Here is an 18,531-nt window from a genome sequence, read left to right as displayed (position 1 = left end):
TCCCGACCGAGCCGCAGCCGACCGAGCCGCAGCCGACCGAGCCGCAGCCGACCGAGCCGCAGCCGACCGAGCCGCAGCCGACCGAGCCGCAGCCGACCGAGCCGCAGCCGACCGAGCCGCAGCCGACCGAGCCGCAGCCCACCGAGCCGCAGCCCACCGAGCCGCAGCCCACCGAGCCGCAGCCCACCGAGCCGCAGCCCACCGAGCCGCAGCCCACCGAGGGACCGACCGAGACGGACGATGGTCAGATCAAGACCTGGCCCGCGGGTGGTGTTCAGACCGGTGGTGAGCCTGGCGGCGGAATGGACGCCATGCTGCTGACGACCGGCCTTCTTGCCATCGCTCTCGGCCTCGGCGGACTGGTGATGACTCGCCCCACGAGCACTAGCACTAGCGCACGTCACCGGTTGATGTGACCGGACGGCACCGCCCAGCGGGCCACAGTCGCCACCCGGCGGCTGTGGCCTGCTGGGTCCTGCTGGGCGTCGGGCTCACCACCGTCGCGTTCGCGCAGGGCCCAACCCGTACGCAGGCCGCCCTGCCATCGCCCGGGTCGACAGCCGTCCAGGCCTCGTTCGGTGTCGCCGCCACGACGGACTCGTCCACTCCGGCGCCGTCATCGGCCACACCGGCGCCGTCATCGGTTACACCTGCGCCGATACCGGGGCCCGCCCCTCGCGCCTCGGGCGAGCTCGAGCCGAAGGAGGGCGAGCCCGACGCAGCGCAGCAGGTCCTGGCTCCAGCGCTGCGGGAGGTTCCACTCGAAGTGTCACCCGCTGCCACCGAAGGCACGGACACGTCTTTGACCCCCGCGGCGGGAAACACAGAGACCGGCCGTCCCGCCACGGTCACGGTCCACGACATCGGGGTGGAGTCGGTCCTCCAACCCCTTGGTCTCAACGACGACGGCAGCCTCGAGGTCCCTGCTCCCGGATCTCGATACGACGAGGCGGGTTGGTTCACCGGGTCCCCGCGGCCAGGCGAGGTCGGCCCGGCCGTCCTGCTGGGTCACGTCAACGGGATCGCGGGAGCGCCCTCGGTGTTCTACCGGTTGGCCGAACTGCGCGCTGGGCACCGAGTCACCGTCACTCGGGACGACGGATCACAGGCCGTCTTCGAGGTGTACCGGGTAGAGCAGTACCCGAAGAACTCATTCCCCTCCGCGGCCGTGTACGGGGACACGACGGGACCAGAACTGCGTCTGATCACCTGCGCCGGTACGTGGGACCCGGGGACCGGGCACTACCGCGACAACACCGTGGTCTACGCACAGATCGTCTCAGGTACGTGACCCTTCTTGCGAGCCGTCAATAGCGCATCCTTGGCCCTCGGAAATCATGGACGCTCTTATTCGTCCGTGACCCAGGAACTCGACATAGGAAGGAAGTCGGACATCGACCGTGATATCTGTGCACGGGCAAATCCACGGACTGGTGTAGTCAGCACAATAGGAGAGTAATGGGCGCGGAATCGTTCGTGCACGTGGTGGGTCTGGCCATGCTCGCCGTGTGTCTGGTAGCACTGGGCATACAGCACTCGCGTGAGGTGATCGTCGGTGCCGACGCGCTTCTCGGCCCATCAGCACCTTGCGAGCAGCGCGACAGTGCCGGCACCTCTCCCTCCAGGGCGGACAGGTGCGAACCGTCGCGGTCGCAGTCTCGGGCAGTCTCCTCGCCGCCCCCCGGCCTTCCCATCCATTCGCCGGCGAGCCACCACACCCACCTCTCGACGCGTTCCTGTCCGGACCGACCCGGACGCGGCAGCTGGGCAGCAGGCCGAGGTGCTCCCGCAGGCTCCCGCTCCCTCTGCACCACCGACGTGCGCCGGCTGCCTCGCAGCGGTTGACGCTGAGCCGCGCAGTGGCCGGGTTGGTTTCCGGGTGCGACGCCGGGCGGACGGCGCGAGGATGGCAAGACGCACCCCCGGTGAGGAGAAGCAGATGAGCTCGACATCACGACCACCCGCCATCGTCCGCTGGACCTTGAGGCTCGAGGAAGCCACGGCCCTCGACGAGGCTGTCCACTCGCTCGAGGCGCCGATCCGGTCCACCTTCGGCACCGGCGCGCGCGCCTCCCTGCTACGCGGGGACTGGCTGGGTCACGCGGTCCACCCGCTGCTGACCGACGTCGTCATGGGCACGTGGACCAGTGCCAGCCTGCTGGACATCTTCGGAGGTCCCGGCTCCTCGGCTGCTGCGCAGAAACTCGTCGGTGCTGGACTCCTCGCTGCCGGCCCTACCGCGTGGACGGGGTGGGCGGAGTGGTCGGAGGCCGGGACGCGCGAGAAGCGGGTGGGCGTCGTGCACGCGACGGCCAACGCGGTCGCGATCAGCGCCTATGCGGCATCGTGGGTCTCACGCAGAAGAGGTCGGCACGGCGCCGGTGCCGCGCTGGCCCTGGCGGGGGCGACCGTCTCCGGCGTCGGTGCCTACCTGGGTGGACACCTGGCCGCAGCACGCAAGGTCGGCAGCCGTCACGACGCCTACGACGACCTCCCCTCGGGCACCCACGCGGAGCTTCGCCGTGCCAACTGATCGGCAGCGTCGGTGGCAGGACTTCTCACCCCGGCAGAAGGCTGCGCTTCTCACCCTCGCCTCGGTCCAGCTGGCGCTGGCCGCCACCGCGTGGGCGGACCTGGCGACACGGCCGTCCGAGCAGGTCAACGGACGCAAGTCCGTCTGGGCCGCGGTCATCGCCGTAAACTTTGTCGGGCCGGTGGTCTACTTCCTCCGGGGTCGTCGGCGCAGCTGAGCATCAGCGCCAGGCGCACCGCCGCGGTCGGGCGAGGAGGTCGTCCTACCCGGACCGGTGTCGGTCCGGCGCCCCGCGCCCCGTCCGGCGCACCTCGGAGCGGCGGCGCGCCAGCTCGGCGGCCATCTCAGGGTCGTCCTGCACGAGGTAGACCAGGCCGCAGTCGTGGGGACCGGTCGCCCCGGGCACGCACAGGCTGCACGGGTCGCCGGGGCGGATCGGGCACTGAGGGACCGGACGACGCGAGGCAGCCACGAGACGGAGAACGCCGGGCGACGAGCCGAGATTCCTCGCCTCAGGCCGGGAGCAGCCGGGCGGTGAGGTGCGCGACGCGTCGGCGGCGACGCCATACCGTCAGCGCCACCAGCGGGGGGCCGACCACCACGTAGGCCACCCATGCCTGGGCGAGCCCGACGCCGACGACCTGGATGAGATAGGCGGCGAGGGCGACGGCCGTCCAGTTGACGACCGCCTCGACAACCAGGGGGGAGACGGTGTCCCGCATGCCGCGCAGCGCACCGGTCTGCTGCATCGTCACGGCCCAGAACGGCTGGGTCAGCAGCATCACCTGCAGGGTCGCCACCCCCATCGTCACGACGTCGGGGTCGTCGGAGAAGACGCCCATGACGGGACGCGCCCCGACGAAGAGGGCGCCGGCGATCACGAGCACGAGCAGGAGCGACCACCGCGTGGTGATCCGGATGACTCGGTCGGCGACGTCGGGGCGACCCGCGCCGACGGCCTGCCCGACCAGGGCCGTGGTGGCCAGCTGAACGCCGATCGCCGGCAGGAAGACGATCGAGAGCACCGTCATCGCGACGCGCTGGACCGCCATCTCGGTGGTGCCGATGTGGGCCACGAGCACGGTGAACGCCAGCCAGGCACCGGAGATGAGCAGCTGCTCCCCGGCCGCCGGCGTGCCCAGCCCGAGTATCTCGCGCCCGACCCCCCACCGCGGTCGCCACCCGCTCCGCGCACGGATCGAGACGACCGCCCGCCCGCGCCACAGCACCGCGAGCACGAGCACGACGGCAAGCAGCCGCGAGGTGAAGGTGGCCCAGGCCGCACCGACCACCCCCATCTCGGGCAGGCCGAGGTGGCCGTGGATGAGCGTCCAGGCGAGCACCACGTTGACGACGTTCGCGGCCAGCGTCACGACCATCGGCGTGCGCGAGTCGCCGGCGCCGCGCAGCACGCCCGTGGAGAGGAGGAGCACGACGAGGACGACGACGGTCCCCATGGCCACCTGCAGGTAGGCCGTGCCCGTCGCGGTGGCCTCGGCAGTCAGCCCGAAGCCGTCCACGAGCAGCGGGGCGCCGAACCAGCCGGCGACCCCCATCGGCACCGACAGCACGATGCTCCAGGACAGCGCCTGCCGGGCGAGCCGACCGGCGCGGGCCCGGTCGCCGGACCCGATGGCGTGGGAGACGAGGATGGAGGCGCCGACCGAGAGTGCGGTGAGCGCGGCGACCATGACCTGCATGACCTGGAGCGCGGCGCCGGCACCCGCGAGCGCTGCGGTACCCAGGGCCGCGACCAGCGCGACGTTGACGAGCTCCATCGACATGTGGAGCGTCGTCTCGCCCACCATCGGCCAGGCGAGGCCGAAGATGCGAGTCCTCAGCTCGCGGTCGGTCTCCTCGACGAGCGGCTCGGGGGCGTCACCGGGCGCGGTGATGACGTCGGGGTCGACAGTGGTGCTCACGGGATCCTCGGGGGTGGGACGGGCGGTGCCGGGGAGGCACGCCGTCGTGAGGAACCCCGGGGGAGGAGGCCCAGTCTACGCGGGGAAGCCTCAGGCCCCGACGGGCTCCAGCTGCAGAGTGGTGATGCAGGTGGGGCTGCCCTCGGTCGTGCTGAACGGCACGCGGCCCTCGTGCTGCCCGTGGACGACCTCGATGGTGCCGCCCTCGACGTCACGAGGCAGCCAGAACCCGGTGAAGCCGTTGGTGTGGGTGGTGACGGTCTCGTCGACCAGGACCGTGCCGTCCGCACCGGTGATCGTCACCGCTACCTCCTCGCCGACCAGCTCGCCCTGGCAGGTGCCGAGGGAGTGGTAGAAGCAGTCGTGGGTCTGGTCCATGTACGGGGCGATCGAGACGTAGAACTCGTCCTGCGGCAGCGGGACGGTCGTCTCGTCGGTCCCGTCGGTGACGACGAGGTGGTCCTCGCGCACCGAGGCACCGATGCTCAGCGGACGATGGTCGGTGGACGCCTCGAGCTGCTCGACGATCTGCTGGCCCGAGCTGCCGTCGAGACCGAGCTCCGCAAGCAGCGGGTCGTCCTGCTCGCCGCCCGAACAGGCAGCCAGCGCGAGGGTGAGAGCGAGGGCGAGGGGCACGGGGGAGACTGAGCGGAAGCGCATGCTCTGAATAGTACAAACTGCAGGGAGGTGCGTCGCCCAGCGAGGCGACTTGGCCCGGGTCAAGGAGTCTCGGAGGAGAAGGCCGTGGACTCAAGGTGCCAGCACGACCGTCAACCCGCGCGCCTGATCCGGATCGGGGACAAGGGTGCTGTCCCGCTGGCGGCTCAGGGGTCCGAGGACAGCGCGACGAGCGCGGCCACGTCCGTGACGGCGATGCGCCGGCCGCCGCGGACGTCGAGCACGCCCGAGTCAGCGAGCCGTCGCAGCTGACGGCTCAACGACTCCGGCGTGGTGTCCAGCAGCGAGGCGACGTCCTTCTTGGCCAGCGGCAGCTCGACGACGAGGTCCGGACCGACCCGGCGACCCGGCAGCGACAGCAGGTAGCCGGCGAGCCGGGAGGTCACGTCGCCGGAGATGACCGAAGCCAGTCGGGCCTCGGTCTCCTCGAGCCGGCGGCTGACCCCCTCCAGCATCCGCAGCCCGATGCTCGGGTGCTCGCCGATGAGGGCCGAGAGCTCGCGGTGGCGGAAGACGCACATGCTCCCGGGCTCCAGCGCCGTGGCGAAGTGGTCCGGCCGCCCACCGGTCAGGAAGGCCGTCTCGCCGACGAAGTCACCAGGCCCGACCACCCGCACGATCTGCTCGTGACCGTCCGGGCTGATCCGCGAGATCTTGATCCTGCCGGTATGCACGACCATGAGCTGGGAGACGTCGGCGCCCGCGGCATACACCTGCTCCTCCTGCCCCACCCGGGTCGGTCGCGCCACGGCACCCACCTGCAGCTGCTCCTCGTGGCTCAGACCTCGGAAGAGCGGCACCCGCTGGACGCAGAGCTCCTCAGCCACCGGTGTCCACCCGTGCCCCCAGGCTCTCCGCGAGAGCCAGGGCTCCCGGCAGGTCGACCCGTGCGCCCCGCACCCGGACCCCGCCCAGGTCGGTCCCGACAAGGACAGCGCCGCGCAGGTCGGCCCCCTCCAGTCGCGTCGCCCGCAGGGTCGCGCCTCCGAGGTCGGCGCCGCGCAGGTCGGCCCTGCTCAGGTCGGCGTCCGTGAGGTCCGCCTCGCGCAGCCGCAGGCTCCGCAGGTCCAGCCCGGCGAGCTTCGCGCCCACCATCGAGACGCCCCACCACGACCCGCCCAGGACTCGCAGCGGCAGCAAGGTGCAGTGGGAGAAGGTGCTGCCGTCCAGCTTGCACCCGTCGAGCGTCGCGTCGAAGAACGAGGTGTGGTGGAAGGTGCACGCGGTGAACGCGCTCTGGTGGTGGGTGCTGGCGTTGAGGCGCACCCGGTCGAAGGAGCAGTCCTCGAAGCGGCAGCCGGTCAGCTCGGCCTCGGTCAGGTCCAGGGCGGTGAAGGTGCACGCGCGGTAGGTGCGGTCGGACAGCACCTCGGCGTACCAGTCCTCGTCGACGAAACGCTCGCCCTCGATCACCTCGGTCACGCCCCCATTCTGCCCCCGGGTGCGTCGGGCCACCCTGCTGCGTGGGGCGCTGCACCGGTGACGAGCCGACGAGCCGACGAGGCCGCCTGGCGCCGACCATGCAGAGTTCCTGGCAAAGGTAAAGAAATGGTAACGATTGGGTCTGGAGCGGGTTTTCGGTGACGGGGGTCTTGTGGCCAACATCACATCGGGGCCATGATCGGGCTCGCAGGGCTATCACTGCACCATCGCTGCACTTGATCGAGGGGAAGCATCGTGGGATCAGAACTCTTGCTGGGTATTACTGCCGTGCTCGTGACCGCAGGAGGGGTCGCGCTGCTGGCCTACCTGCTCAGACCCAGGTGGCGAACGGTCGTGGGGTTCATGAGCGCCTCCACCCTGGTGGTGGCGCCGCTGGCGGTCACCTCCCTGGTCGCCCCCTCGGCAGCCGTGACCGAGACCGTGCCGACCTTCCGGCTGATCGCCAGCGACCTGGACTTCATCCTTGACCAGATCGAGATCTCCGAGGCCCACGCCCACGCCATCAACACCAACAACACGTCCTACTCGCTGGTCTGTGCGACCACGAGCGACACGAGCGGCAAGTGCGTCCGCGACCCTATGCTCCCGCACGGTCTGCGGACCGTGGACGGGTCGTTCAACAACCTCGTCAACGGGCAGACCGAGTTCGGGTCCTCCAACCGGTTGATGCCACGACTGCTCCCCATCCAGTGGCGAGACGGAGACCCGACCTCGCCGGGGTCGCCCTTGCCCGACGGCGACCGGTCCATGTGCGAGGCCGGCAGCTCCTGCTACGAGCAGGTCGACGGGACGGTCTACGACTCCGACCCGCGCACCATCAGCAACCTCATCGTCGACTCGTCGACGGCCAACCCGGCGGCCGTGGACGCCGCTGCCAACAACGCGGGCTCCACGACCGACCCGGTGACCGGCGAGGTGTTCATCCCGAACGTCATGCCCGACGAGGGCCTGTCGGCCCCGGTCAACCTCTGGTTCGTGCTGTTCGGGCAGTTCTTCGACCACGGGCTTGACCTGGTCAACAAGGGCGGCAGCGGCCGGATCATCGTCCCGCTGAACCCGGACGACCCCCTGTATGCCTCCACGCCGCCCGGCCAGCGCTTCATGGCGATCGACCGCGCCACGAACCAGCCCGGCCCAGACGGCGTGCTCGGCACAGGCGACGACGTGCGCGAGCACGAGAACCGCACCACCCCGTTCGTGGACCAGAACCAGACCTACACCTCCCACCCCGCGCACCAGGTCTTCCTGCGCGAGTACGAGCTCGTCGGCGGTGTGCCTCAGGCCACCGGCCGGCTGCTCAACGGCCAGGGAGGCGGGCTGGCCACCTGGAACGACGTCAAGGCCCAGGCATCCTCCGTCCTTGGCATCACGCTTCGCGACGCCGACGTGCTGTCGGTGCCCAATGTCGTCGTTGACCTCTACGGCAACTTCGTGCCCGGCGGCAACGGGTTCCCGCAGCTCGTCACCGAGTCCGGGATCGTCGAAGGCAGCGCGGCGGCGCCGATCTCCACGGTCGACGCGGAGCGGCTCAACCAGTCGTTCCTCGACGACATCGCCCACGGCGCCGTCCCGAACGAGCTGGCCGGCTACGACAACGTCCTCCTCGGTGAGCACTTCATCACCGGTGACGGCCGCGGCAACGAGAACATCGGCCTGACCGCCGTGCACCACGTCTTCCACGCCGAGCACAACCGGCTCGTCGACCACGTCAACGCGGTGCTCAACGAGCCCGGCAACGAGGTCCTGCTGGCGGCGTACCAGGCACAGACCGAGGACGACGACTGGTCCTACAACGAACGTGTCTTCCAGGCGGCCCGGTTCGCCAACGAGATGCAGTACCAGCACCTCGTCTTCGAGGAGTTCGCCCGCACCATCCAGCCGGCGATCGACGTCATCACGTTCAACGAGAACAGCTACGACTCGACGATCGACGCGTCGATCAAGGCCGAGTTCGCCCACGTGGTCTACCGGTTCGGGCACTCGATGCTCAACCAGGACCTCGCTCGTGAGGGCTTCGGGACGACGTCCACATCGCTGCTCGACGGATTCCTCAACCCGGTTGCGTTCCACTGCCGCGTTCAGCCGACTGCGGCCAACGACTGCGCCGCGGCGGACCTGCTGACCTCCGACGAGGCGGCCGGTGCGCTGGTGAACGGCACGACCAACCAGGCCGCCAACCAGACCGACGAGCTGGTCACCAGCACGCTCCGCAACAGCCTGCTGGGGCTGCCGCTCGACCTGGCGTCGATCAACATCATGCGTGGCCGTGACGCCGGAGTGCCCCCGCTGCAGGAGGCGCGTCGCGTCTTCTTCCAGGAGTCGGGCAACCCCAACCTCGAGCCGTACTCGAGCTGGCAGGACTTCGGCTTCGCGCTGCGCAACGGTGACAACTTCGGCCGTGGTGACAGCCAGGCGTCGTTGATCAACTTCATCGCTGCCTACGGTTCGCACCCGTCCGTCGTCGCCGAGACGACCCTCATCGGCAAGCGCGCCGCAGCGGAGGCCCTCGTCCTGGGGACCGCCACCACCGATCTGGTGGAGCGCATCGCCGGAGCCAACCGCTACGCGACGGCCGCGGCCCTGAGCCGTTCAACCTTCGCCGGCGCTGCTCCGGTCGTGTTCGTCGCCAACGGCGAGAACTTCCCCGATGCGCTGGCCGGCGGTCCTGCGGCCAAGGTCGAGGGTGGGCCGTTGCTGCTCGTCGGGACCAACACCATCCCCTCCGACACCGCACTGGAGCTGGCACGTCTGCAGCCCGCGGAGATCGTCGTTCTTGGTGGTCCCAACGTCGTGACCGACCAGGTCGCGAACTCACTGGCCACCTACACCACGACCGACACGGTCACCCGGGTGTCCGGGTTTGACCGGTACGAGACCGCGGCTCAGGTGAGCCAGCGTGGTTTCCCGACCGGTGCGACCACGGCCTACGTCGCCTCCGGGTTGAACTTCCCGGACGCACTGTCCGGCGGCGCCGCTGCCGCCTTCAACGGAGCTCCCCTCCTGCTGGTGAACGACGGCCTGCCCGCCGCCACCGCGAACGAGCTCACCAGGCTCGGGGTCACCGACATCAAGGTGCTCGGTGGCCCGGTCGCGGTCAACGAGGCGACGGCCACAGCGCTGGGTTCCTTCGGCACGGTGGAGCGCATCTCGGGAGACGACCGTTACGCCACCTCGGTGGCGATCAGCCAGGACGCGTTCGCCGACAACATCGGCGGGACGATCTACCTCGCGACCGGGCTCAACTTCCCGGACGCGCTGTCGGCCGCGCCGACCGGCTCGCCCCTCCTGCTCGTCCCGGGCACCTCGACCGCACTTCCGGCCGCCACGGCCGCGGAGATCCTGCGGCTGAACCCGGCGCGCGTGGTCATCCTGGGCGGAGAGGTCGCCGTGACAGCCGGCATCGAGCAGGCTGTCGAGGCGTTGTTCCCCGCTCCGGTGGCACCGGCGGACAGGATCGCCTTCCTGCAGTCCACCGGTGCATGGCAGAACGTCGGTGGCCAGACGGTCACCGGTCTCGAGGAGGTCGACTTCTGGGTCGGCGGACTCGCTGAGGCTCTCGACCCGTTCGGCGGCATGCTCGGAACGACCTTCAACTACGTCTTCGAGACCCAGCTGGAGAACCTGCAGTTCGGCGACCGGTTCTACTACCTGTTCCGCAACCAGGGCAACCAGCTCTTCGCGGCACTGGAGGCGAACTCGTTCTCCTCGTTGATCCAGCGCAACACGGACGCATCACTGCTGCCAGCAGCCATCTTCTCGCTGGCCGAGCCGTCCATCGACCTGGAGAACCTGCCGGTTCCGTTGCCGGCTCAGTTCTCCCAGGCCCCTGACGGCACCTGGCGCTGGAACGGTGACGAGCACATCGAGATCCACGGCAACCGGACGCTGGCCGACCGCATGCAGGGCGGCCAGGGTGACGACTCGCTGTTCGGCTACGGCGGCAACGACCGGATCGAGGGCGGGTCCGGCAACGACTCCATCCTCGGTGGCCCCGGTGACGACATCCTCACCGACAGCTTCGGTGACGACAACATCAAGGGCGGTGACGGGAACGACGCGATCGACGGTGGGCCCGGCGTCGACCTCCTGCTCGCAGGTGCCGGCAACGACTTCGTCAGCAAGCCGCTCGACAACTCCGACGGCGCCACGGCGTTCCTGGGGACCGGCAACGACATCTTCATCGGCGGGCCGGGTCGCGAGACCCCGTTCGGCAACGAGGGTGACGACTGGCTCGAGGGTCTCGCGGCCTCCGACCTGTTGATCGGCGACAACTCCCAGCAGTTCCAGAACGATGTGGACGGCGGCGACGACGTGCTCATCGGCGGGGCTGGGTCGGACGACATGGACGCCGAGGGAGGTGACGACATCCTGGTCGGCGGCCCCGGAGGCACAGATCGCTTCCACGGCATGTTCGGCTTCGACCACGTCACGTTCTACGGCACCAGTGCCGGGATCGATGCGGACATGAACTTCAACCTGCAGCCCCCGGACGTCACCGCGATCCGTGACCGTTACCTGCAGACGGAGTCGCTCTCCGGCGGCAGCGGCAACGACGTGCTCCGCGGCCTCGGGTTCGTCCCGGACGCCTTCACCGGTACGGAGGTCAACTGGCTGACCGAGGAGGGCCTGGACCTGGTGGACGGACTGCGCACCCTGCTGCAGCCTTCCCCCGACCGCGACTTCGCGGCACGGTTCATGACCTCGAACGCTGCTGGCGGTCCGGTCGACGGCAACCTGCTGATGGGTGGTTCCGGCAGCGACCTCATCGAGGGTCGGACGGGTGACGACTTCATCGACGGTGACGCCTACCTCCGGGTGCAGCTGCTCCACGTGCCGTCACAGGTGCGTTACGACTCGGCGGCACAGGTGCGGGCGGCGATCTTCGCCGGCACGATGAACCCGGGTGACTTCGAGATCGTGCGCGAGATCGCGGTCGACCCGAACGCCGGAGACGACGTCGACACGGCGGAGTACCTGCTGAACCGGGCCGACGTCGAGATCGTGGACGAGGGTGACGGCTACTACCGTCTGACCTCGGTCGAGGGCGAGGACATCCTCCACGCGATCGAGCAGGTGGAGTTCGTCGACGGTTGCGTGGTGCTCGCCACGGGCGACGCCTGCGTGGCTCCGGCTGCGCTCAACGCCACCGCTTCGGGCGGCGAGATCGTGGCCGACCTCGAGCTGGCCGGCACGGTGGCGGGCGAGGTGCAGTTCACCCTGCAGGAGCTCAACGGGGACGGGAGCTGGGTCCCGGTCACCGGAGCAGAGCTCGAGTCTGCCGGACCGGCGCAGACGATCCCGGTGCCTGAGGGCACGCAGGGCGACCTGCGGGTGGTGGCGACCTATGTCGACGGCGAGGGTGTGCTGCAGGGCAGCGCCTCGGAGGTGTTGCCGGGCGGCTGAGGTCTGACGAAGGGCCCGTCCTCCTCCGGAGGGCGGGCCCTTCGTCGTGCCGGGGTCGCCCCCTAGTGTGGAGATCATGACCGACACCGGCTCCACCCCGATGACCACGACCGCCGAGGACGAGGCGGTGCGCATCTGCCGCGAGCTGATCCGCATCGACACCAGCAACTACGGCGACGGCACCGGCCCGGGGGAGCGGGCGGCAGCGGACTACGTCATGGGACTGCTGCAGGAGGTCGGGCTGGATCCGCAGCTGACCGAGTCCGACCCCGGGCGGGCCAGCGTCGTGGTGCGCACCGAGGGCACGGACGGCTCGCGGCCCGGCGTGGTCCTGCACGGCCACCTGGACGTGGTGCCCGCGCAGGCCGAGGACTGGTCGGTCGACCCGTTCGCGGCCGAGGAGAAGGACGGCATGATCTGGGGGCGCGGCGCCGTGGACATGAAGGACATGGACGCGATGCTGCTGGCCACCCTGCGCGAGCTCGCCCGGTCCGGGCAGAAGCCGCCGCGGGACATCGTCTGGGCGTTCTTCGCCGACGAGGAGGCCGGTGGCCTCAAGGGGGCCGGGCACGTCGTGGAGCACCACGCCGACTGGTTCCAGGGCTGCACGGAGGCGATCAGCGAGGTGGGCGGCTTCTCCGTCACCCTGCCCGACGCCGCGACCGGGGCACCCACGCGCGCCTACCTCCTGCAGACCGCCGAGAAGGGCATCGCCTGGCTGCGGCTGCACGCGCACGGCCGCGCCGGGCACGGCTCGGTGCCCAACCCTGAGAACGCCGTCGTCCGTCTCGCCGAGGCCATCGCCCGGATCGACGCGCACCCCTGGCCCCGGACCTACATCGCCTCGGTCCGCGAGCTCTTCGACGGGATGGCCCGCATCACGGGTGTGCCGTGGAGCGAGGAGGGGGTGGAGGACCTCCTCGGGCGGTTGGGCGGGGCGCGCCGCTTCGTCGAGGGAACCCTGCGCGACACCGCCAACTTCTCGATGCTGCAGGCCGGCTACAAGCACAACGTCATCCCCCAGTCGGCGACCGCCTCGCTCGACTGCCGCTTCCTCCCCGGGCACGAGCAGGAGCTTCTCGACACGATCGCCGAGCTGGCCGGCGAGCACGTGGAGGTCGAGATCGTGCACAAGGACGTCGCGCTCGAGGCACCGACCAGCGGTGAGCTGGTCGAGTCGATGACGCGCGCGCTCCTCAAGGAGGACCCCGGCGCGCACGTGCTGCCCTACTGCCTCTCGGGCGGAACCGACAACAAGCACCTCTCCCGGCTGGGCATCACCGGCTACGGCTTCGCACCCCTGATGCTGCCGGAGGACCTCGACTTCACCGGCATGTTCCACGGCGTCGACGAGCGCGTGCCGGTCGACTCCCTGCGTTTCGGCACCCGGGTGATGCAGCAGCTGGTCGGCGACTGCTGACGCGGTCAGGCGGTGCGCTGGACGCGGATGATCTTGCGGCGCAGGACCACCTTGCGGATCCCTCCCCAGAAGACCCGGACCCGCACCAGCTCCCAGTGCCCGTACTCGGCCTGCTCGGTGAGGGCCTGACGGACAGCTGAACGGCTGTTGTCGCGGTGGAAGGTCAGCTCCCGGAACTCGTACTCGACCATGGTGATCGACAGCATAGGACGCGCACCGGCGAGCCGCGTGGAACTGCGGTGACGGGAGGGTCGCTTTCACGCTACGGTCAGGTCATGACCGCTGATCCGCGCGCTGCCCTGAACAACTTCGTCGCCGCCCTCGAGAGGCACATGGAGATGGCGTCGGTGCGGCACGGGGACGACGACCCGCGCGTCGTGGAGGCCTACGAGCGCGTGGCCGAGGCGTTCAGCGAGTACGACGACGCCCTCATGGATGCCTACGGCGAGGTCACCCCGCTCGAGGTCTACGACGAGGACCTCGTGGACGAGGACGACGACGACTTCGACGACGACGACGATTCGGACGACGAGTCGGACGAGGACGACAGTGACGACGACAGTGACGACGACAGCGACGACGGCCCCTACCTGGGGCTGGACGACGAGGAGTTCGACGTCGACGACCGTCCCCGCGGCTGAGCGATGCGGCTGGGGCTGAGCTGCGGGTTCTTCGGGCAGGGTCGCGACGAGGAGAACCTCGCCCTCGCCCGGCGCGCCGACGAGCTGGGCGTCGACGTGGTGTGGGCCGCGGAGGCCTACGGCCCCGACGTGGTCAGCGTGCTGGCCTGGATCGGGGCGCAGACCGAGCGCATCGGGCTGGGAGCGGGGGTCATGCAGATCCCGGCCCGCACGCCGGCCGCCACCGCGATGGCCGCCTCGGGTCTGGACAGCCTCTCGGGCGGCCGATTCCGCCTGGGCCTGGGCGTCAGCGGGCCGCAGGTGTCCGAGGGCTGGCACGGCGTCCCGTTCGCCAAGCCGCTGGGACGCACCCGCGAGTACGTCGACATCGTCCGCCTGGCGCTGGAGCACAGGCCGGTCGCCTACCAGGGTGAGCACTTCACCCTCCCGCTGCCCGACGGTCCCGGCAAGGCGCTGCGCCTGACCCAGGTGCACCGTCGCCAGATCCCCGTCTACCTGGCCGCCGTGGGTCCCAAGAACCTCCAGCTGGCAGGCGAGATCGCCGACGGCTGGCTGGGGGTCTTCGTCGCCCCGGACTACTTCGCCGAGCAGCGGACCGAGATCGAGGCCGGCCTGGCCAGGCGCGCCCAGCCGCCGGCCTCCTTCGACACCAGCGCCACCGTCGCCCTGGCCACCGGGCCCGACCTCGAGGCGTGCGCCCGGACGGTCAGCCCCTACCCGGCCCTCTACCTGGGCGGCATGGGCAGCCGCAAGCAGAACTTCTACCACCAGCTGGCCTGCCGGATGGGCTACGAGACCGAGGCCGACCGCGTCCAGGACCTCTATCTCGAGCGCCGCTGGGCCGAGGCCGCGGCCGCTCTCCCGCCCCAGTTCGTCGACGACACCTCGCTGCTGGGCGACGTCGACCGCGTCACCGAGCGGATGCGCCGCTACGCCGACGCCGGGATCACCACGCTCACCGTCGCCCCCTGGGGCGCCGACGGGAACGCCCGGATGGAGGCGCTGGAGACGGCCGTCGAGGCGCACCGCCGGTTGGGCACCCGGCCCGCCGACGCGCCCTGATGGCGATCTGCCTCCTGGTGCGCCACGGGCGCACCAGCGCCAACGCCGACGGGATCCTCGCCGGGTGGACCCCCGGTCTCGGCCTGGACCAGACGGGTATGGAGCAGGCCGCCCGGGTCGCGGGGCGTCTCGCGGACGCACGGCTGGTGCGTCTCGTGACCAGCCCGCTCCAGCGCTGCCGGGAGACCGCGGAGGTGCTGCGCGACGGCATACCGCAGGGTGCCCGTCCCGAGGTCGAGACGGAGGACCGGCTGGCCGAGGCCAGGTACGGCGCCTGGACGGGCCGGCTGCTCAAGGAGCTCGCCGAGGACCCGCTGTGGAGGGACGTGCAGGACCGACCCTCCACCGTGACCTTCCCGGCGCACGACGACCACGAGCACGAGAGCATGACCGCCATGCAGGCGCGGGCGGTGCAGGCGCTCCAGGAGTGGGACGGGCGGGTCGAGGCCGAGCACGGGCCTGGCGCGGTGTGGGCGGCGGTCAGCCACGGCGACGTCATCAAGGCGCTGCTCGCCGACGCCCTCGCCACCCCGCTGGACGAGTTCCAGCGCATCGTCGTCGACCCCGCGTCGGTGAGCATCGTGCAGCGCACCGTCACCCGGTCGTTCGTGCTGCGCACCAACGACACGGGCAGCGACCCGGTCGACCTCTCCGGCCTCACCGCCCGCCTCGCGGCCGTCGGGAGCACCGGCGACGCGGCCGTCGGCGGGGGAGCGGGGCAGCCGGCCCCGCGCACGTAGGCTGGCGCCATGTCGCCGTTCGTCTACGACCCGCCCGAGCGCTGCGTCGCCGGGGCCGTCGGTCCCCCCGGTCAGCGCACCTTCTTCCTCCAGGCCAGCGAGGGCTCGCGCCGGACGACCGTGTCGCTGGAGAAGGAGCAGGTCCGGCTGCTGGGCGTGTCCCTGGCGGAGCTCCTCGACGAGGCTGCCCCCGAGGAGGGCTCGGAGGAGGCGGCCGCGCCGTTCGTCGACAACGCGCCCCTCGACAGCCCCTTCGACGACGATTTCCGCGTGCAGCGGCTGTCGGTGGCCTGGGACGGGACGGTGGACAAGGTCGTCCTCGAGGCCCACGACCGTCCCACCGCCGAGGACATCGTCGACCTCGACCCCGAGGTCGACTACCCGTGGACCGGCCTGCCGGCGCAGTCGCTGCGCGTGGTCCTGGCGCCGGCCAAGGCTCGGGCCTTCGCGATGCGCTGCACCTCCTCGCTCGCCGGTGGTCGCCCGTCCTGCCCCTTCTGCGGTCAGCCGCTCGACCCCGGCGGGCACATCTGCCCGCGGGCCAACGGCTACCGCCGCTGACGGTCTGCAGCCGGTGGCCGGCACCGCGCACCCGGACCTCGGCGACGACGAGGCGCTCGCGCTCCTGCGGGACAGCACCATCGAGCCGCTCGGGGTCCTGACCCGGGCCTCCAACCTGACCCTCCTCGCCGAGCTCCACGACGGGTCGGGCACGGCGACCGGGCACCGGGCCGTCTACAAGCCGGTGCGCGGAGAGCGCCCCCTCGCCGACTTCCCGCACGGGACGCTCGCGGCCCGGGAGGTCGCGGCATACCTCGTGTCCCGCGAGGGCGGGTGGGACCTGGTGCCGCCCACCGTGCTGCGCGACGGACCGATCGGTCCCGGGTCGCTGCAGTGGTGGGTGGAGCAGGAGCCCGAGCGGCTGGCCGACCCCTCCGGCGGCCTCGTCGAGGTGCTGCGCCCCGAGGAGCTGGACGAGAGCTGGCTCGGGGTCGTCGAGGGGCAGGACGAGGACGGGCAGGCCGTCGTGGTCGCCCACGCCGACGACGCACGGCTGCGGTCGATGGCGGTGCTCGACGTCGCGCTGAACAACGCCGACCGCAAGGCGGCGCACCTGACCCTGGACTCCGCCGAGCGCCTGCGCGGCTTCGACCACGGGCTCTGCCTGCACGAGCACGACAAGCTGCGGACCGTGCTGTGGGGGTGGGCCGGCCGTCCCGTGCCGGACGAGGACCTGACCCGGCTGGTGAGGTTGAGCACGGCGCTCGACGGGACGCTGCGCGAGACCCTGCTCGAGCTGCTCGACGACGCCGAGGTGGAGGCTCTCCGCGGGCGGGTCGGCGGCCTTCGACGCACCGCGGTCATGCCGGTGCCGGCGCCCGGACGCTACCCGTTGCCGTGGCCGTTGTGGTGAGCATCGGCGGTTAGGCTCGCTCGTTGTGAAGACCTGGACCTCCGTGCCCGTGCCGACCGTCCCCCTGGAGCCGCGCGGGGGACCGCTGACCGTCCACGACACGTCCACCGGCGCGCGGGTGCGCACCCGGCCGCAGGCCGGCACGGCCCGTCTCTACGTCTGCGGGATCACCCCCTACGACGCCACCCACATGGGCCACGCGGCGACCTACGTCACCTTCGATCTGCTGCAGCGGGTGTGGCGGGACGCCGGGCTCGCGGTGCGCTACGTCCAGAACGTCACCGACGTCGACGAGCCGCTCCTGGAGCGGGCGGCCCGCGACGGGGTGGACTGGCAGGAGCTCGCGGCCGACCAGATCGCGCTCTTCCACACCGACATGGAGTCGCTGCGCGTCCTCGCCCCCGACCACTACGTCGGCGCGATCGAGGGGATCCCGGACGACGTGGAGGCCGTCGAGTCGCTGATCGGGCAGGGCACGGCATACCCCGTGCCGGTGCCCGAGGACGAGTCGACGGTCGAGGGCGCCGCGCGCGTGGACCACTATCTCGACCTGGCGACCCAGCCCACGTTCGGCGCGGTGTCCGGGTGGTCGCGGGCCCAGATGATGGACGTGTTCGCCGAGCGGGGCGGGGACCCCGAGCGCGTCGGGAAGCGCGACCCGCTCGACCCGCTGCTGTGGCGCGCGGGCCGCGAGGGCGAGCCGCACTGGCCCGGCGGGTCGCTGGGGCGGGGCCGGCCCGGGTGGCACATCGAGTGCTCGACGATCGCCGCGCACTACCTCGGTCCGGACTTCGACGTCCAGGGCGGGGGCACCGACCTGATCTTCCCGCACCACGAGATGAGCGCCGTCGAGGGCGCGGCGCTGCACGGCGGGGCCCGGTTCGCGCAGGCCTACGTGCACCAGGCGATGGTGGGCTTCGAGGGCGAGAAGATGAGCAAGTCGCGGGGCAACCTCGTCGTCGTCTCGCGGCTGCGCGAGGCCGGCGTCGACCCCATGGCCGTCCGCCTGGCGCTGCTGGCGCAGCACTACCGCACCGAGTGGGAGTGGACCGGGGAGCTGCTGGTCCGGGCGGAGGAGCGACTGCGGGTATGGCGTGCCGCAGCGGGTGCGGTGGCGTCGCGGGCCGGGGCCGACGTCCCGTCGGAGGACGAGGTGGGGACGGTGACCCGGGTGCGCAAGCACCTCGCCGGTGACCTCGATGCTCCCCGTGCGATGGCGGACGTCGACGTCTGGGCAGCCGCGGTCCTGGGGGGGGGCCCGGCCCCAGCCCCTGT

General features: G+C 71.1%; 18 protein-coding genes. 11 read left to right on the top strand and 7 right to left on the bottom strand.

Annotation, left to right across the window (positions count from 1 at the left end; genetic code table 11):
• The coding region (locus tag ACI3ET_RS02380; RefSeq protein ID WP_405031355.1) for a hypothetical protein at window positions 1-404 on the bottom strand (404 nt) is incomplete at its 3' end.
• Window positions 405-802: 398 nt separating this feature from the next.
• Between ACI3ET_RS02380 and ACI3ET_RS02375 the strand changes: the two genes are divergently transcribed.
• The 3 genes from ACI3ET_RS02375 to ACI3ET_RS02365 all read left to right on the top strand — a co-directional run bounded on the left by ACI3ET_RS02375 (window position 803) and on the right by ACI3ET_RS02365 (window position 2,750).
• Window positions 803-1,291 (top strand): class F sortase, encoded by a 489-nt coding sequence (locus ACI3ET_RS02375; RefSeq protein WP_405031354.1) that lies wholly within the window; start codon window positions 803-805, stop codon window positions 1,289-1,291.
• Between the two features lie 648 nt (window positions 1,292-1,939).
• The gene (locus ACI3ET_RS02370; protein WP_405031353.1) at window positions 1,940-2,533 is read left to right on the top strand and encodes a DUF2231 domain-containing protein; all 594 of its coding nucleotides are present in this window, start codon (window positions 1,940-1,942) and stop codon (window positions 2,531-2,533) included.
• Complete coding sequence (locus tag ACI3ET_RS02365) at window positions 2,523-2,750, top strand: PLD nuclease N-terminal domain-containing protein (protein ID WP_405031352.1); 228 nt, start codon at window positions 2,523-2,525, stop codon at window positions 2,748-2,750. The genes ACI3ET_RS02370 and ACI3ET_RS02365 overlap by 11 nt, the downstream gene beginning before the upstream one ends.
• Window positions 2,751-2,795: 45 nt before the next feature.
• Here ACI3ET_RS02365 and ACI3ET_RS02360 read toward each other — a convergent pair whose 3' ends face one another.
• The 5 genes from ACI3ET_RS02360 to ACI3ET_RS02340 form a co-directional block, all read right to left on the bottom strand.
• Window positions 2,796-3,005, bottom strand: coding sequence for a DUF6767 domain-containing protein (locus ACI3ET_RS02360; protein WP_405031351.1), 210 nt, complete (start codon window positions 3,003-3,005; stop codon window positions 2,796-2,798).
• Window positions 3,006-3,045: 40 nt separating this feature from the next.
• Entirely contained in the window at window positions 3,046-4,455 is a 1,410-nt protein-coding gene (locus ACI3ET_RS02355; RefSeq protein ID WP_405031350.1) for an MATE family efflux transporter, read from the bottom strand.
• A 90-nt stretch (window positions 4,456-4,545) separates the two neighbouring features.
• On the bottom strand, window positions 4,546-5,115 hold the full coding sequence (locus tag ACI3ET_RS02350; protein ID WP_405031349.1) for a CueP family metal-binding protein: 570 nt from the start codon (window positions 5,113-5,115) through the stop codon (window positions 4,546-4,548).
• A gap of 164 nt (window positions 5,116-5,279) precedes the next feature.
• Window positions 5,280-5,960 (bottom strand): Crp/Fnr family transcriptional regulator, encoded by a 681-nt coding sequence (locus ACI3ET_RS02345; protein ID WP_405031348.1) that lies wholly within the window; start codon window positions 5,958-5,960, stop codon window positions 5,280-5,282.
• On the bottom strand, window positions 5,953-6,555 hold the full coding sequence (locus ACI3ET_RS02340) for a pentapeptide repeat-containing protein (RefSeq protein ID WP_405031347.1): 603 nt from the start codon (window positions 6,553-6,555) through the stop codon (window positions 5,953-5,955). The genes ACI3ET_RS02345 and ACI3ET_RS02340 overlap by 8 nt, the downstream gene beginning before the upstream one ends.
• Window positions 6,556-6,810: 255 nt before the next feature.
• Between ACI3ET_RS02340 and ACI3ET_RS02335 the strand changes: the two genes are divergently transcribed.
• Together ACI3ET_RS02335 and ACI3ET_RS02330 are read left to right on the top strand one after the other, a co-directional pair.
• A complete protein-coding gene (locus ACI3ET_RS02335; RefSeq protein ID WP_405031346.1) occupies window positions 6,811-11,979 on the top strand; it encodes a peroxidase family protein in 5,169 nt (1,722 codons plus the stop codon).
• A gap of 76 nt (window positions 11,980-12,055) precedes the next feature.
• Window positions 12,056-13,399: a M20/M25/M40 family metallo-hydrolase gene (locus ACI3ET_RS02330; protein WP_405031345.1), complete on the top strand. Its 1,344-nt coding sequence runs from the start codon at window positions 12,056-12,058 to the stop codon at window positions 13,397-13,399.
• Between the two features lie 5 nt (window positions 13,400-13,404).
• Here the strand turns inward: ACI3ET_RS02330 and ACI3ET_RS02325 are convergent, their stop codons facing one another.
• Window positions 13,405-13,605: a DUF5703 family protein gene (locus ACI3ET_RS02325; RefSeq protein ID WP_405031344.1), complete on the bottom strand. Its 201-nt coding sequence runs from the start codon at window positions 13,603-13,605 to the stop codon at window positions 13,405-13,407.
• 69 nt (window positions 13,606-13,674) lie between these two features.
• Here ACI3ET_RS02325 and ACI3ET_RS02320 point away from each other — a divergent pair, with 69 nt between their 5' ends.
• The 6 genes from ACI3ET_RS02320 to mshC all read left to right on the top strand — a co-directional run.
• Window positions 13,675-14,040 carry a hypothetical protein gene (locus ACI3ET_RS02320; protein WP_405031343.1) on the top strand — a complete coding sequence of 122 codons (366 nt, stop codon included), beginning with the start codon at window positions 13,675-13,677 and terminating at the stop codon, window positions 14,038-14,040.
• Between the two features lie 3 nt (window positions 14,041-14,043).
• Entirely contained in the window at window positions 14,044-15,102 is a 1,059-nt protein-coding gene (locus ACI3ET_RS02315; protein ID WP_405031342.1) for an LLM class F420-dependent oxidoreductase, read from the top strand.
• On the top strand, window positions 15,102-15,842 hold the full coding sequence (locus ACI3ET_RS02310; protein ID WP_405031341.1) for an MSMEG_4193 family putative phosphomutase: 741 nt from the start codon (window positions 15,102-15,104) through the stop codon (window positions 15,840-15,842). Before ACI3ET_RS02315 ends, ACI3ET_RS02310 begins: the two co-directional genes overlap by 1 nt.
• A gap of 9 nt (window positions 15,843-15,851) precedes the next feature.
• A complete protein-coding gene (locus ACI3ET_RS02305) occupies window positions 15,852-16,403 on the top strand; it encodes a DUF3090 domain-containing protein (RefSeq protein ID WP_405031340.1) in 552 nt (183 codons plus the stop codon).
• A 13-nt stretch (window positions 16,404-16,416) separates the two neighbouring features.
• Window positions 16,417-17,256, top strand: a complete 840-nt coding sequence (locus ACI3ET_RS02300; protein WP_405031339.1) for an SCO1664 family protein — start codon at window positions 16,417-16,419, stop codon at window positions 17,254-17,256.
• 25 nt (window positions 17,257-17,281) lie between these two features.
• Window positions 17,282-18,531: cysteine--1-D-myo-inosityl 2-amino-2-deoxy-alpha-D-glucopyranoside ligase (mshC, locus tag ACI3ET_RS02295; protein ID WP_405031338.1), on the top strand; the 1,250-nt coding region annotated here is incomplete at its 3' end.

This window comes from Ornithinimicrobium jinqii (genome assembly GCF_045032595.1).
In the GTDB taxonomy this organism is placed as follows: Bacteria; Actinomycetota; Actinomycetes; order Actinomycetales; family Dermatophilaceae; genus Ornithinicoccus.
This window is presented reverse-complemented; position numbering and strand designations above follow the sequence as displayed.

Coding starts and splice junctions, on each gene's coding strand:
- ACI3ET_RS02370 (WP_405031353.1), top strand. CDS start 1,940: ATGAGCTCGACATCACGACCACCCGCCATCGTCCGCTGGACCTTGAGG.
- ACI3ET_RS02350 (WP_405031349.1), bottom strand. CDS start 5,115: ATGCGCTTCCGCTCAGTCTCCCCCGTGCCCCTCGCCCTCGCTCTCACC.
- ACI3ET_RS02330 (WP_405031345.1), top strand. CDS start 12,056: ATGACCGACACCGGCTCCACCCCGATGACCACGACCGCCGAGGACGAG.
- ACI3ET_RS02325 (WP_405031344.1), bottom strand. CDS start 13,605: ATGCTGTCGATCACCATGGTCGAGTACGAGTTCCGGGAGCTGACCTTC.
- ACI3ET_RS02320 (WP_405031343.1), top strand. CDS start 13,675: ATGACCGCTGATCCGCGCGCTGCCCTGAACAACTTCGTCGCCGCCCTC.
- ACI3ET_RS02315 (WP_405031342.1), top strand. CDS start 14,044: ATGCGGCTGGGGCTGAGCTGCGGGTTCTTCGGGCAGGGTCGCGACGAG.
- ACI3ET_RS02310 (WP_405031341.1), top strand. CDS start 15,102: ATGGCGATCTGCCTCCTGGTGCGCCACGGGCGCACCAGCGCCAACGCC.
- ACI3ET_RS02305 (WP_405031340.1), top strand. CDS start 15,852: ATGTCGCCGTTCGTCTACGACCCGCCCGAGCGCTGCGTCGCCGGGGCC.